This is a genomic window from Cryobacterium sinapicolor (assembly GCF_004403465.1).
GTDB lineage: Bacteria > Actinomycetota > Actinomycetes > Actinomycetales > Microbacteriaceae > Cryobacterium > Cryobacterium sinapicolor.
Window position 1 is genome coordinate 36,545 of sequence record NZ_SOGQ01000026.1, and the last position, 14,795, is coordinate 51,339.

A 14,795-nucleotide genomic window follows, 5' to 3' on the forward strand; every position below is an offset into this window, starting at 1 on the left:
TGCGGGCGAAGTCGGCACCATCCGCATCGTCGCTCTCGCCAACGGACAGGTTCAGGCCCATGCACGGATGCGCGACGAGGTCGGTATGCCACACCGCCTGAAAGTGGCGCGCGCTACCGAGACGGATGTCCGCCGGGCACTGGAAGAGCAAGCAAACCTGATCCGAAACGGACGCGCCGCGCAGTCGTTGAATGCCTACTCAACGATCGCAGAGGCCGCCGCGGTCTTCCTTGACGACAAGCGGCGGTCGGAGACGGTCGAGGTGTCCACTATTGAAACGTATGAGTTCAGCGTGAACAACGTCATCATCCCCGAGTGTGGCAACCTGCTGCTGACTGATCTCACGGTGCTGCGCTGCAACCGAATCTTGCAGCACATCCGAGACACCAAATCGTTGTCGGCCGCCCGAAAAGCCCGGAGCATGTTCTCGCAGATCTGTGCAACCGGGATCGAGCACGGTGTTCTCACGTTCAATCCGGTCCGCGATGCCCGTTCTCTGCCGTTACCGCCCAAGAAAGAATCGGCGCTCAACGCAGGGCAACTTGAGACCGTGCGGGAACGCATGCGGTCATGGCGGGCCAACGGATACCAGCACGGTCCTCGCCCGAACGCGAGGCTGCTGGAGAACGCCATGTGGATCATGGTTGGCACCAGTGCCCGCATCGGCGAGGTGCTTGCCCTGCGTCGATGCGACGTCGACGTGACCGCGAACCCGCCCACGGTGCTTATCGCGGGGACGATCACTCAGACCTGCACGGAGGGGCTTCGTCGAAAGCCTTCCGCTTACGGGCAGGAGACGGCGTTGGATCCGTGTGCGTCTTCGAGATACCGTCTTCAGCGGAGTGCCATCATGGAAGCAGCGGGAGAACATGAACCGTCGCCACCGTGCCGTGGGCTCGGCATCAAAGCGGTCACACGCTGTTCTTCGATGACCAGGTCGCGTGGCTGGCCACGCAAACATCAAAGACCGCCATCACCGTGCTGATGCGCATCGCGTGGCGCACTGTCGGCGCGATCATCACCCGGGTTCGGGCCGTTGACACAGAGAAGCAGTTCGACCAGTTCGCGGACCTGACCCGGATCGGGATTGACGAGATCATCTACAAGCGCGGCCACAAATATCTGACCCGCGTTGTCGACCACGATTCCGGCTGTCTCGTCTGGGCCGCGCCGGGCCAGGACAAGGCCACCCTCGAGACGTTCTTCGACGCGGTGGGACCGGAACGTTCGGCGCAGATCACCCAGATTTCCGCGGACGGTGCGGCCCGGATCGCCAATGTTGTCGCGGAGAAAGTCCCCAACGCCATCCGCTGCGCTGATCCGTTCCACGTCGTGAAATGGGCCGCCGAGGCCCTCGACGAGGTCCGCCGGGCCGCGTAGAACGATGCCCGCAAAGCCGCCCGGCAAAACGATGCCCGCCGCACCCGCGGCCGGCCCGCCGCCGACGCTCCGGCCCGACCGGATAGTGCTCGAGCTGCCGGCATCAAGAACTGCCGCTACGCGCTCTGGAAGAACCCGGAGAACCTGACCGAGAAGCAGCAGGCGAAGCTGGCCTGGATCGTGCAGACCGACCCCCGGCTGGCCCGCGCTTACTACCTGAAGGAAGGCATCCGTGTGATCTTCAAACTGCCTCTCGAGGAAGCGACCGAAGCTCTCGACAAATGGGTTGGTTGGGCTCGCTGCTGCCACATCCCGTCCTTCGTGAAACTGCAGAAGAGCATCGTGAAGCACCGCACCGCGATCCTGGCGTCCATTGAGCACGGCCTATCCAACGGCCGCGTCGAATCCATGAACACCAAGATCCGCCTCACATTCGGCTTCAAATCACCCGAGGCCCTCATCGCCCCCGCGATGCTCAGCCTCGGCGGGCATAAACCCGTGCTTCCCGGCCGGATTCAACCCACGGAAAAGTCAGGAGAGCCTCATTTCGGCGGGTTTCTAACTGTGTGTTCGTATCGGGTTGCGGTAGGTGCAGGACGGTGTCGTACTTGAGCCCGGTGAGGCGGGTTGCCCCGATGCCTAGTGTCCGAGTGTTCGATCGCTCCGGTGACGGCGAGGCCTACGACGGTGTCGGTCGCGCCATCGTAGGGCGCACGGGGAACCTGTGCGCGAGGAAGAGCACGAATTGCATCACTCCGGACATCCGATCGATGCCTTTGATGGTGTCGCTCGACGCGAGCGTGCTCGGCTGGGGCGCACCTGCCGGGCGTTCGCCTCCCGTCAGCCTGTTGTCACCGAGCGATCCTCCGGAAGGTGCGAGGACCACGTGTCGATGGGGCGACGCGGGTAGATCCGCAGCGGATCGGGGAGCTTCGCATAGAGAGCCACCAGGAAAAACCCGAGAGTGAACAACATCTGCTGAATGATCTCGGTGATCTGGCCTTCGACGTAGTGCGTGAGCTCAGCGCCGAACAAGAACATGCCAAACGTAAGCAGCCCGAGCGTCGCGCCTATCCGAGGAAAGATCCCGAGGACGACGAGGAAGCCGGTCGCGAACTCCATAAACGGCAGAAGTGTCCCGGCAAGCGTCACGATCCAGTCGGGCACGGGCTCTTCCGCGAACATGCCCAGGAGCCAGTCGCGAAGGCCGCTGTCACCTGAGACGAGGGCGATGATCTTGTCCGTACCGCCGACGAGCAGCGGGATGCCCACGGCGATGCGGAAGATTGAGTAAAACAGCCTATCCAGCATGGATTTCCTCGCTTGTTTACTTGGCTACGCAGGGCGGCCTACGACCGTCCTCACCCAGCGTAGTGCCCGTGAACCGTAGCCATGGCCGCCGCCAATGTCCGTTCCATGAGAAAGTCGCCGGACTCCAGCAGATGTCCAAATAGTCGAGGGACGCCTGGTCGTTCGCCGGATCCCGGAACGAAACCCGTTTGAAGGCGCCGGGCAACCGACCCTGTTCGATACGCGCCGGTTCCACGCGTTCTTCACCACCAGCACCCCAGACACCGTCAGCGCTGATAGAACCCACCGGCAACACGCGATCATCGAGCAGGTCAACGCCGATCTCAAAGACAGTGCGCTGGCGCACCTGCCGTCTGGGAAATTCACCGCCAAAGCCGCCTGGCTGGTGTTGCCCACGATCGCGTTCAACCTCTCCCGCGCCACCGGAACCCTCGCCGGCAGCGCCCTCGGCAAAGCGCGCACCGGCACCATCCGCCGGAAGCTGATTCAAATTCCGGCGCGCATCTCGACCTCGGCTCGGATACACGTCCTGCATCTCCCGGCCAGCTGGCCCTGGGAAACCGGGTGGACAGCTTTGTTCGCGGCGGCCTGCGGCCCGCCGCGAACCAAGTCCATCTGACCACCCAGCCCCACGGCGCAACCAGAACCAGGAACATCACCGGCAGCAAGGCCGGTCGCTCCGCCACGCCCGCCGAGAGAAACCTCAGCTCAAACGGTGGCGGGCCGACTCAACCAGACCGACCGGTGGATAGAGGTCAAGTTCGCACTGTCGGTTGGCAGAGGTGAGCCTGGCGCCAGCGCCGGCGCGAGACGTCCTTGATCAGGACAACCCGCAGCTCTCCACCGCTGAGGCCCAGACCCAGACCCGATGCAGCCCACGGTGTTCCCACTCGACGTAGACGGCGCGTGGCGTCCGGCCGCGCGATGAACTCGCCCCCCGTAGTCGGGTTCGACCTGCATTAGGCTGTCGGCCTGCACTGAGGTGGCGGGTGCGGGCTACTCGGATATCTCTTGTTCGCTCCCATTATCCGATTGGAACATACGTTCGATTCCTGGGAACGGGCGCACCGTGCGCGCGGACTGCTCGCGATAACGCCCTCACCTTCGGCCGGCCAGTCGAGAGCAGTTCGGCCCCGATGAACTTCCGGCGTCGCGCCTGCGCGACGCCGGATTCAGCGCGCGGGCGACGACCTCGTTGCGCTCCAGCAGGCTTCTCTGCGTAACGCACCGGATTTCATCTGACGTACGCATTGTGATTACCGAAATGCTCTTCGGGTGTCTACAATCAGAAACAACCCGACTGCAATCGCGGTCGGCGACGCACAGGTCACCAAGGACAGATGAGCCGGAGGCCGACGCAGTGCAATCGCTCGCTTATTGCGGTAGCGCCGCTTGCGCTGGACGGACGATCATGCGATACCGCACCATGCCAAGGAGCACGCCAGATGACTATTTCTGAGACCGACTACTCCCGCACCGAGGCGCCCCCAGCGTCCTGGGCCATCACTGGGGAGGAGGTATTGCGCGCCGTCGCTAGCGGGCCAGAAGGCCTGACGGAACACGAGTCCGAATCCCGCCTCGCGCGCGACGGTCGCAACGAATTGCCTACTCCGCCCCAGCCGTCCGTCTTCAAGCGGCTGCTGGCCCAGTACGCTGACGTTTTGATATACATCCTCATCGCGGCGGCCGTGCTGAAGGCGATCACGGGTGACTGGGTCGACTTCACCGTCATCGCTGTTGTGATCGCGGCTACTGGGCTGATCGGCTTCATCCAGGAAGGCCGTGCGGCGTCGGCGCTCGCGGGGTTGCGTAAGATGCAGTCGTTGAGCGCACAGGTACGGCGCGACGGGACCTGGGGAGTGGTCGACTCCGCGACCATCGTCGTCGGTGACGTCGTCCGCGTTCGTAGCGGCGACCGGGTGCCGGCGGACGTCCGGCTGTTGACCTCCGGGCGGCTGCAGGTCGACGAGTCTGCGTTGACAGGCGAGTCGGTGGCCGCTGACAAGAGCCATGAAATCGTGGCTGCGGACGCGGGCATCGGGGACCGAACGTCGATGCTCTTCTCAGGGACGATCGTCACCGCGGGCAACGGCGAGGCCGTGGTCGTGGCTGCGGGGCGGGACACGGAGATCGGCCGTATCTCGGCGCTCGTGTCCGAGCAGGACCAGATGGACACCCCGCTCGCCCGACAGCTCGCCCACCTGGGTAAGCAACTGTCGATCCTCATCGGAGTGCTCGCCGTTGTCATGTTGCTCGTCGGCTGGTTCGTGCACGGCCTGGGTGTCGATGAGCTCATCTCGGCGGCCATCGGGTTCGCCGTGGCTGCGGTGCCTGAGGGACTGCCAGCCCTGGTGACGATCACGCTAGCGCTCGGCGTGCAGCAGATGGCTAAACGCCACGCAATCACACGCAAGATGGAGGCGGTTGAGACCCTCGGCTCGACGACGACCATCTGCTCTGACAAGACTGGGACGCTCACACAGAACGAGATGACCGCCCGGACGGTCGTCACGGCAGTAAGCACTTACACAGTCGAGGGCACCGGCTATGACCCCGCGGGTCGGGTCGTCAACTCCGACGGCCAGACCGCCGACCTCGCCGCCCACCCCGACCTCTCCGATCTCGTGCTGGCCGCCGGTCTCACCAACGACGCCCACGTCGAACAGACGGAAGACGGCTGGCGGGTCGTCGGCGTGCCGACCGAGGGAGCCCTCGACGTCCTGGCGGCGAAAGCCGGCGCAGCCACCGGCGCCGCGACCCGCGTCGGCGCGGTGCCGTTCGAATCAACCCACAAGTTCGCAGCCACCCTCGACGAGCTCCCGACCGGCTCAACCCCCGACGGCGTGACCCGATTCGTCCACGTGGTCGGCGCCCCGGACCGCCTTCTCGACCGAGCCGACACCGAGCGCTCTGCCGACGGCGGCACCGCACCGGTCAACCGGGCGGCGTGGGAGGAGCGGATCGACGCACTCTCGGCCAAAGGACTGCGCGTGCTGGCCGCAGCCACACGCCCGGCCGACGGTGTCGACCACATCGTGCTGGGCGACCTCGATGGCGGCCTGACTTTCCTCGGCGTCATCGGCATCGTCGACCCACCACGCCCCGAGGCAACCGCTGCGATCGCCGAGGCCCACGCTGCAGGCATCCGCGTGAAGATGATCACCGGCGACCACCGCGGGACTGCGACGGCGATCGCCCGTGAGCTGGGCATCGCCCCCGCCGAGGGCGAAGTCCTCGCGCTGACCGGCGCCGACCTCCACGCGATGGACGACGACGAACTCCGCCGGGTCGTACGTGACGTGGACGTTTACGCTCGCACCTCCCCGGAGCACAAGCTGCGGATCGTGCGCGCCCTGCAGTCCCACGGCGAGGTCGTCGCCATGACCGGCGACGGCGTCAACGACGCCCCGTCGATCACGCGCGCCGACGTTGGCGTGGCCATGGGCATCAAGGGAACCGAAGCGACCAAGGAAGCGGCGGACATCGTTCTCGCCGACGACAACTTCGCGACCATCGAACGCGCCGTCGAGGAAGGCCGGCGGATCTATGACAACATCCGCAAGTCCGTAGTCTTCCTGCTGCCCACCAACGGCGCGCAGGCCCTTGTGATCCTCGCTGCGGTCCTGGCGGGGATTGCTCTGCCGCTTTCCCCCGTGCAGATCCTTTGGATCAACTTGATCACCGCGCTCACGTTGTCGTTGACCTTGGCGGGAGAGCCCGCAGAGCCAGGCATCATGCGGCGCATGCCGCGCTCAGCTACGGAGCAGGTACTGTCGTCGCGGGCGATCGCCGTCGTCCTCACCGCCTCGGTCGTCATCGGCGTCGCGACCCTCGCCGTCTACCTCCTCGAGCGCGACCGCACCGGCGATTACGCCGTGGCACAGACGTCCGCAGTCCTGATGCTCGCCCTCGGCCAGCTCGCTTTCCTCTTGAACTGCCGTCTGCTCAACGGTTCCGCGTTCACTGTTCGGGTGCTTACCGGTAACCGCAACCTGTGGATCTCGGCCGGCCTGCTGATGGCCCTGCAGATCATGTTCACCTACGCGCCGTTCATGAACTACTGGTTCGACTCAACCCCCATCGGTTTCCACAGTTGGGCGCTGACAGCTGGCGTTGCCGTCGGCGTTTTCGTGGTGATGGAAGGTGCCAAGGCCGTCATCCGACGGATTGGAAACCGTACGCCGCGAGAGCAGGGAGCACTGCCCGTAGGAAACGTTACGCTTCGGGCTTGACGCTAAGTAGCGCACACGTGCGGCTCCACCCGGCGCTTAGCCTCGATCCCTTCCGGCGCACTGCGCACGGTGGACGGCCGGCCCTTCCCCAGTGGTCGGTACCGAGCCCGCGCCTCCACCCGTGACGACAGAGGTGCCCTGAATCGCCTCGGCGCGACGGCCGCGACCTACGAAGAGGCTCGAGCTGAGTTTCGCCATCAGGCGATGGCCTTGTCGACGTCGAACGGATGCTACTCGGCGAACTCTCCTCATCGGCCGCCGGTGAAGGCGGCTCGGTCGTCCGCTCGATCACGGCCGAGGAGAGCGCTCGTGCCCGCCGCTTTCTCGATTCGACCGCTACTTCGAAGGACGGCGCACGCGCAGTTCTGCCGTATTCTGGCACCTTGTTAATACAGTGTTCGATGTATAGTCATCATGTGCTGACTATTACTACCCGTATTGACGTGATGAACCGGCTGGGCCGCGCGATGGCGGACCCGACGCGTTCTCGCATCCTCATCACCCTGCTGGACGGCCCGAGCTACCCGGCCATACTCTCCCGTGACCTGGGACTCGGCCGCTCTAACGTGTCAAACCACCTCACGTGTCTGCGAGATTGCGGCATCGTCGTGGCACAAACTGAGGGGCGACAGACCCGCTACGAAATTGCAGACCCACACCTCGGCCGGGCGCTAACCGCGCTGGTCGACGTGACGCTGGCCGTTGAGGAGAACGCACCCTGCCTCGACCCGGCATGCTCGATCGCAGGCTGCTGCGAGGCGACCTGATGACTGCCACAGTGACCGCGGCCCGCCGAGCAGTCCTGCACCGCCGGGTGCGGTTCATTGTCGCCTTCACGATCATCTACAACGTGATCGAAGCTGTCGTGGCAATCTGGGCCGGCGCGTTGGCGTCCTCCGCCGCACTGATCGGGTTTGGCCTCGATTCGATCGTGGAAGTGCTCTCTGCTCTAGCCATTGCCTGGCAGTTCACCCGGAAGGACCCGGAGCGCTGGGAGAAGGCGACAGTGCGCGCGATCGGGATTGCGTTCTTTGCCTTGGCCGCATACGTGGTCACCGACTCCGTACTCTCACTCACCGGAGCCCAGGACGTGGACCACAGCCCGCTTGGTATCGGCATTGCGACCCTCAGCCTGCTGGTCATGCCCGTGCTGGCTTGGATCGAATTTGGAACCGGCCGCCAACTCGGATCGAAAAGCGTGATGGCCGATGCCAGGCAACTCGTGTTGTGTATCTATCTCTCCGGAACCGTCCTCATCGGCTTGCTGCTCAACAGCCTATTCGGCTGGGCCTGGGCCGATTCCGTTGCGGCTCTCGTCGTCGCTGTGCTCGCGATCCGGGAAGGCGTTGAGGCGTGGCGCGGTGACGTTGAATCACCATCCGAAGTTCTCAGCGAGATGGTTGAGGATGACGACAACGAGCAACTCGAAGAGAGAACCAGCGACCGACGCAGCTAGGCCGACTCGGCCGGCCTCCGGCCGAATAGTGACATCAATCTATGTAGATGAAGATGAACGCCTCCACAAGCTGCGGGGTCCTTGTCCAGAGGTGTTCGGTCGTTCTCGACCAGAGCTGCTACCCATGGATTCGCCGGGCATCAGGCCACGTGATCCAACGATTGCCAGTTCATCGCCCGCGCTTGTCTGGCAACAAACACCAAGGATGGGCGCCGGGAGGCCAGCTATAGACGGGCGTACACTCAGCAGCAGGGCTGAACGGAGTCGTTCCAGTTGGGGCGGCCGGTTTGCGATCTCGGGGGCGGCGGGTACTCGAGCGAGGAGCATGACAGTCGTCTAGGTGGATCACACAGTTGGACGGTGAGGTTGACGAACGGAAGGTGGACCACGTGATCGGGGACTCGAACGAAAATGTTGAGGAAGACGAACCTGGTCCTGGGGTCGCGGCGCCGCTGGACCGCTGGCTGGTCTTGCCCGCTCGAGTGCCAGTGGACGAGCAGAGCATGTCCGTGCCGGCTTCGGACTCACCTGACCCCGAGGGTGGAAGAAACCCTGACAACGACTGGTTGCTCCGCGGCGTGTAAACCAGCGTGCATCCAAACCGGGGCACGTTGAACACGAGCTAGGCCGGAGGCGGTCGCTAGACGCATGACATGAACCCTGGACGCGGTGCGGGGCCCAATAACCAAGCGCGCCGCGGCGTCGGGTCGAGGACTCGACGATGCCCGCCTGCCAGGTTGTGTCACGAAGGTACCCCGCGCGGGAGCACGCGTATTGCCGCGGCCCAGGCGTGCTGCCGCGAACGAACCTTGCCCAGGAGCCCACCGACTACGGCTGTAAAACTAATCCACTCGACCACGATTGGCTGGATGATCAGAGTGGAAGATTGGGCGTGAGTTCCTCGCCTTCACAAGAGCGACGGTGTGTCGCTGCGGGAAATCGCACGGCGTTCAGGGGAGTGGTGTTCGGGAAGGCTCTTCGGGCACTCGTGCCATTCCGGTGCGCACCGAATACTCGACCGTGAAGATGGTGTCTCGGGTCCCGGCTTCGGCGAACTGACCGAGAAACGCGAAATTGACCGCGTTGGACGGGACCACAGCGGGTCGGTCGTTTGCTTGCCGGGGCATGAAGAACGCCGTGATGTAGGGCATCATCACGGGCACGCACGTGGCGGCCTCCGCGGCGAGCTCGGCGATCTCGGCTAGAGGGACGCCCATGTAGTAGAGCCACTCCTGAGTGATCTCCTCACCGGTGCACTCCTGCATGGACTTCTTCACGTAGTCGCCAGGCTTGTCGACGAAAAGCGAGTACACCCAGACCACGATCTGGTCCTGGGGTTGCTGCTTGAAGTGCGGCTGGCGGTTGACGGTCCAGCTCAGCAGCCAGGAGGAGTCCGTGGCGGTGACGCTGCCGCCGGTGACGACCCTCCCGCTGAATGGATCGCGTTTGGCGATCTTCTCGATGTACGCAGGGATGCGCCTGTCCAGCGTTGTGACCGTTGCCGACTCCCACTTGGTCTGCGGTATGTGCGAGCCGAAGACGTCCGGGTGCCCGAACGACGGGTCCTGTGCGGCAATGCGGCGCCACAGGTCCCAGGCCGGGGCTGGGCCCTGGTCAAGCTTTGCCGGTGTGTGCTGGTCCCCGTTGTCGGAGTTTTCCGTCAGTGAGCCGATTGTGGTGAGTACGAGGTCATCGTCGCCGAGATCGATGCCGCCGCTGACGCCCTCAGCGATCCAGTGGATGGCCGTGGCGGTTTTGCGGTCGGCCGTGATCGCGAAGTCGACGTCGGTGACCTCCGTGCCGAACCTGAATGTCACGCCCTGGTCGAGCAACCAACGGTACAAGGGCAGCACAAGGGACTCGTACTGGTTGTATTTCGTGAACTTCAGGGCCGTGAAGTCGGGCAGTCCGCCGATGAGGTGGATGAAGCGGTTCAGGTACAGCTTCATCTCGAGAGCGGAGTGCCGCTCCTCGAAGGCGAACATGGTTCGCCAATACATCCAGAAGGTGGTGGTGAGGAAGTCCTCGCTGAAGACCTCGTTGATCCGCTTACCCTCCATCGACTCACGGGTGGCCAAGAAGACCTTGGTGAGTTCCTGTTGGGAACTTTCGGAGAGATCGAAGCGGCCTCCGGTGCCGGCGTCCTGGCCCCGCTTGACCGTGGCCCGCTGAAGGGAATAGTTCGGGTCGTCTCGCTAGGCGCAGGGGAACCACTCCGCGGCGCGGTCGGCCGCGCGGCGGTGTGCCACGAAACGGCGGGTGATCTCTGCGATCGCATCCGCAAGGGGGAAGATGTCTCGAGTCACGAACTGGTCGTCGTGATCGGCCGCGACCGGATGCCAGTACACACCGTCGGCTGTGATCGTGACCTCGGGGATCAGCGAGTCGACCGTGAGCTCGATGCCGGAGTCGGCGACACCGCGGTGCGCGAGCGCGCGAATGACCTGATCCTCGCGTGAGATTCCGAGGGTGTCGAGGAAGACGTGGAATGGATCGAGCTCGTGCATCTGATCGGCGGGAAGAGTGGCCGCGACCTTCACGCGGAACCCCTCCTCATGCGCGATGCGGATGCCGCTGACGGCCTTCGCCCACGACCCGGTTCCGCGGTGACTGTCGTGGATGGCCGGAGTGGCTGAATCGACGCTGACCTGGAGGGTGAGCCGGGACCGATCCATTCGGCGCAGGCGCTCGAGTCGAGCGCCTCGGAACAGCATTCCGTTGGTGAGCAGTGTCGTGGGAAGTGCGTCGGTGCACGACTTCACGAGATCATCGAGGTCGTTCAGAAGGAACGGCTCGCCCCCCGTGAGGATGAGTTCGCCGACCCCCGCGTCGGCGGCCTCACGCGCGATCTGTTGGAGCCGGTCGGCCCCAATCGCCCGCCGTTCCGCCTTCGGTGACGAGCGAACGCAACAGTAGTCGCAGGCGAGGTTGCAGTCGAAGTTCGTGTAGACCCACACCCGCGATCCCGGTCGTTGAGCGGGGTCGAGTTGCGCGAGCGGGTCGGGGGTGCGCCCGTGACGAACGGTCAGGGTCGTTTCCTCGGCCACGACGATCTCGTTGCCGCTCGCGGCACACCACGCCGCAACGAGGCCGAGCGCGGCAGCACGGTGCGCTTGTCGAAGTCCGACAGTCACCGTCCCGCCCCTCGGTACACGCCCGATGCCTTCGATGAGGTCGAGGACGACACCCATCGCGGTGGGTTCGGCCACCGACGGGCTCACGGGCGAGGTCGGGGTCACCATCTCGGGGCGATTCTCTGCTCGCTCACGGCGGCAACGAGGGACGAGTAGCCCTCAAGCCTCGGAGGAACCCAGGCCTGCAGGCCCTCCATCTCCATGATCGGACGATGCTGCGGATTCTGCCAATCCATTGCGAGCAGATTCGCGACCCAGAGATCCGCGCGCTCAATAGTGAGCGACGGCATCGCGGTGAAGTTGCAGTGGCTGTACTCAGGTGAAGTCCAGAACGATTCGAACGCCCCGGGCAGCAACTCACCTCGCCCGATGGCGTTCCACGTGTTGATGCCGATCGCGGCGGCATCCGCCCGATCGTCGAGCACTGCACGCAGGGCATCGAGCTCGCTTCGACCGGTGTCGCCGTGTTTTCCCACGTCGCTGTCGATCCGGGTGAGACTGACGTCTCCCTCACCGAGGCCGGCCTCGCGCAGGAAGTGAATCGGAAGGATCGCCGCCTGGGCCGAATCACGCGATCCTAGAACCAGGCGGCGGCCGCGAAGGCTCTCGAGCGAGGTGAACCCGCTCCCCGAGCGAGCCACGAACACCGTCTTGAAGACGAGATCCGTGTCGCGCGAGGCGAGAGCGCGGCATGCGCCATCGGTTTGGGCGACGGTGCGCACCCAGGCGAGGTTGGTGTTCCAGGCGAGATCGAGCGATCCGGAGATGAGAGCATCGACCTGCCTGCCGTAATTGGAGAACAGCACGAAGTCGATCGGTGTCGTGGTCTCGGCAAAGTAGTCCCGCAACCCTTCCCAGATCGGTACGACGTTGGGCGAGTAGGCGACCGAGCCGATGACGAGTGGAGCGTTCATGCTGCGGCCCCGGCCGTCTCGGGCTGTGGAGCCCCGGCAGCAGCCGTCGGCGCATCGAAGAGGGATCGGCCGGTGATCGCACGACCATAGAACTCGTAGAGCACGTCGGATGTCGGGGCCATCACGTGTCCCGCTCGCGCGTCGCGGAAGTAGCGGTCGATCTGCAGGTGCTCAGAGAACGCCGCTCCGCCGCACACGCGCATGGCGACATCCGTGACACGCAGCGCAGCATCGTTTGACGATGCTTTACTTCCGAGCACGAAAAGGGGAGTGTCGTCTTCGGGAGCGGCGACCTTGCCCGCGGCCACGTCGAGGTAGGCGCTCGCATTGGCGAGATCGATCGACATCTTCGCGAGCTGTGCCCGGATGGTCGGCAAAGACGACAGGCTCTGATCGAGATGCTCGAGCCGCGCTCCCATCGTGTGCCGTACCGCGGCGTCGACCGCGGCTCGGCTGAGACCGATCGACACGGCGGAGTTGCCCAGGTTGAACCACGGCAACACCTGCCCCATCATCAGATCGAACCCTCCACCCGCCGCGCCTAGACGGAAGCCCTCGGTCGTGTCGACGTCGACGGTCATCGGGCTCGAAGAGTTCCCACGGAATCCCATGCCCTTCCACGGGCGATCGATCGACAGGCCGGTCGTGCCGGCGGGGATCGCAAAGAGGTCCACACCCTCCGCATCCGGTGTGCCCGTGGAGATGACGTAGACGTCTGCGTGGCCGGCCGAGGTGACCCAGCTCTTCTTCGCGGAAACCCGGATGCCCTCCGGTATCGATGTCGCTCGCGAAACGGGCGCCCAGAAGTGGGAGCGCGAACCTGCTTCGGAGAAGGCCAGCGACGCGAGCGAGCGGCCGCTCGCGAGGTCGGCGAGCAGTCCCGGCATCCCGGTGGGCGGCGCCGCAGCGATCGGCATCGCGGCGCTCACGTGCATGAGGTAGATCATCGCTGTCGACCCGCAGGCGCCGGCGAGGGCACCGGCCACCAGTACAAGCTCCCGCGGTCCTCGGCCCAGCCCACCGACCTCGGTTGGAAGAGTCAGTCCAAGCAGTCCCGATGACCGCAGCGCGGCGACCGCTTCCTCGGGAAAGCGGCCCTCAGCATCCACGTCATGCGCATGCCGGCGGGCGATCTCCACAACGGGATTCAGTAATTTGACAACATCGATCACGGTCTGCCTTTCGTCGGGTCGTGCGGCTGGGCTGGGGGAGCTGGTGACAACGAGAGTGCGAGCAGTGCCATGCCCAGGCCGCCGGCCACCGCCATCGCTGAGGCGTCACCGCCGAGAGGCCGGACCGACAGGGCGAGGCCCACGAGCTGGAGGAGGGCGGCTCCCGTCAGCAGCGTCCCTGCAATCAATCGCAGCAGCCGGCTCCGGATGATGCCGCTCACGATCGCGAGAATGCCGGCGGCCACCAGGATGCTCGCGCCGACCAGTCCGATGTTCACGAATCGAAACTCAGTGGGGAGCGAGGTGCCGAAGACGAAACCGGCAAGAACGATCGCGGCGGCACCGATCACTACCGTCCCGCGGTCGTAGGCCGTCGATGTTCCGAAGACGCTTGTCACGACACCCTCAACATGAGACGTGAGAGTCGTCCGGATGACGCCGACCACGACGTGCGCAGTAGTCCGTCGACTCCATAGCAGCGCCCGGCCGCAGTCGCGAAGAGGGCGAGATGAGCGAGCCCCATCAGGTAGTACGACCACTGCCACTCATCGGGTGCGAACAGCACCGAGAGGGTGATCGCCAATGTTTGGCCGATACCGACGACGGCCCAGAATCGTGTCGCGAGGCCGACAAGCAGGAAAGCGCCCAGCCCGCCCTCGATCAGAAGCGTGAACCATCCGAAGACGACAATGTTCGGCAGCACGACCACGTCGACGAACGTTGAATACGGCGCGAACACCGGATGCGAAACGGCCAGGCCGGCCCAAAAGTACAGGCCGTCGTTATTCGCCCGGCCAAAGTCCGGGGGTACCTTCCACGCGACATTTTGGATCCACATGAGGGCGACGCCGCAGCGGAGCGCGGCGATCATGATTCTCGAAGCGCGCGACATCTCCGGGGCGTCGACTAGTGCGCTCGCCGCTGTGGACATGGGTTCCTTTCGACGAGATCAGTCAAACCACATCGAGCGTTGAGCGCAACGACGAAAACATTACGAGACCCTGACAGGTCGGGGGCGGTCGGCTAGCGCAACCGTCTGGTGACCGGTGACGATCATGTAGGGCCAATTTTTTTGACATCAGCGATTTCCGCTGCGACAAACATGTACCGACCGCGAACTCAACCTGGGGGTGGCTATTCCAGGGGCGGCGGAAAATTGGAGGATTTCCCACCGAGCAATCCGCTGGCGAAGTCCT

10 protein-coding genes and 3 pseudogenes are annotated in these 14,795 nt (G+C 64.5%); 6 read left to right on the forward strand and 7 right to left on the reverse strand.

Annotated elements, in window-relative coordinates:
• Positions 1-85: 85 nt before the first annotated feature.
• Together E3T28_RS05680 and E3T28_RS05685 are read left to right on the forward strand one after the other, a co-directional pair.
• The gene (locus tag E3T28_RS05680) at positions 86-985 is read left to right on the forward strand and encodes a phage integrase central domain-containing protein (protein ID WP_420898260.1); all 900 of its coding nucleotides are present in this window, start codon (positions 86-88) and stop codon (positions 983-985) included.
• Positions 877-1,893 (forward strand): annotated as a pseudogene (locus E3T28_RS05685) (ISL3 family transposase); the annotation flags it as partial. The gene E3T28_RS05680 and the pseudogene E3T28_RS05685, both read left to right, overlap by 109 nt.
• A 327-nt stretch (positions 1,894-2,220) precedes the next feature.
• Here the strand turns inward: E3T28_RS05685 and E3T28_RS05690 are convergent.
• The gene (locus tag E3T28_RS05690) at positions 2,221-2,691 is read right to left on the reverse strand and encodes a MauE/DoxX family redox-associated membrane protein (RefSeq protein ID WP_134428764.1); all 471 of its coding nucleotides are present in this window, start codon (positions 2,689-2,691) and stop codon (positions 2,221-2,223) included.
• Positions 2,692-2,833: 142 nt separating this feature from the next.
• Between E3T28_RS05690 and E3T28_RS05695 the strand changes: the two are divergent.
• The 4 genes and pseudogenes from E3T28_RS05695 to E3T28_RS05710 all read left to right on the forward strand — a co-directional run.
• Positions 2,834-3,310: pseudogene (locus E3T28_RS05695) on the forward strand (transposase); the annotation flags it as partial.
• An 826-nt stretch (positions 3,311-4,136) separates the two neighbouring features.
• Positions 4,137-6,923, forward strand: a complete 2,787-nt coding sequence (locus E3T28_RS05700) for a cation-translocating P-type ATPase (RefSeq protein WP_134428766.1) — start codon at positions 4,137-4,139, stop codon at positions 6,921-6,923.
• 416 nt (positions 6,924-7,339) lie between these two features.
• Positions 7,340-7,690: a Cd(II)/Pb(II)-sensing metalloregulatory transcriptional regulator CmtR gene (gene cmtR / locus E3T28_RS05705; RefSeq protein ID WP_134428858.1), complete on the forward strand. Its 351-nt coding sequence runs from the start codon at positions 7,340-7,342 to the stop codon at positions 7,688-7,690.
• Positions 7,690-8,379: a cation efflux transmembrane domain-containing protein gene (locus tag E3T28_RS05710; RefSeq protein WP_134428767.1), complete on the forward strand. Its 690-nt coding sequence runs from the start codon at positions 7,690-7,692 to the stop codon at positions 8,377-8,379. Before cmtR ends, E3T28_RS05710 begins: the two co-directional genes overlap by 1 nt.
• A 983-nt stretch (positions 8,380-9,362) precedes the next feature.
• Here E3T28_RS05710 and E3T28_RS05715 read toward each other — a convergent pair.
• The 6 genes and pseudogenes from E3T28_RS05715 to E3T28_RS05740 all read right to left on the reverse strand — a co-directional run.
• Positions 9,363-10,574 (reverse strand): annotated as a pseudogene (locus E3T28_RS05715) (oleate hydratase); the annotation flags it as partial.
• Complete coding sequence (locus E3T28_RS05720; protein WP_198417160.1) at positions 10,575-11,621, reverse strand: Rv1681 family radical SAM protein; 1,047 nt, start codon at positions 11,619-11,621, stop codon at positions 10,575-10,577.
• Positions 11,615-12,427, reverse strand: coding sequence for an Rv1680 family SBP-like protein (locus E3T28_RS05725; protein WP_134428769.1), 813 nt, complete (start codon positions 12,425-12,427; stop codon positions 11,615-11,617). Before E3T28_RS05725 ends, E3T28_RS05720 begins: the two co-directional genes overlap by 7 nt.
• Positions 12,424-13,599 carry an Rv1679 family acyl-CoA dehydrogenase gene (gene fadE16 / locus E3T28_RS05730; protein WP_198417161.1) on the reverse strand — a complete coding sequence of 392 codons (1,176 nt, stop codon included), beginning with the start codon at positions 13,597-13,599 and terminating at the stop codon, positions 12,424-12,426. The genes E3T28_RS05725 and fadE16 overlap by 4 nt, the downstream gene beginning before the upstream one ends.
• Positions 13,596-13,997, reverse strand: a complete 402-nt coding sequence (locus E3T28_RS05735; RefSeq protein WP_134428771.1) for an Rv1678 family membrane protein — start codon at positions 13,995-13,997, stop codon at positions 13,596-13,598. Before E3T28_RS05735 ends, fadE16 begins: the two co-directional genes overlap by 4 nt.
• The gene (locus E3T28_RS05740) at positions 13,994-14,530 is read right to left on the reverse strand and encodes a DoxX family protein (RefSeq protein ID WP_134428773.1); all 537 of its coding nucleotides are present in this window, start codon (positions 14,528-14,530) and stop codon (positions 13,994-13,996) included. Before E3T28_RS05740 ends, E3T28_RS05735 begins: the two co-directional genes overlap by 4 nt.
• Positions 14,531-14,795: the final 265 nt, after the last annotated feature.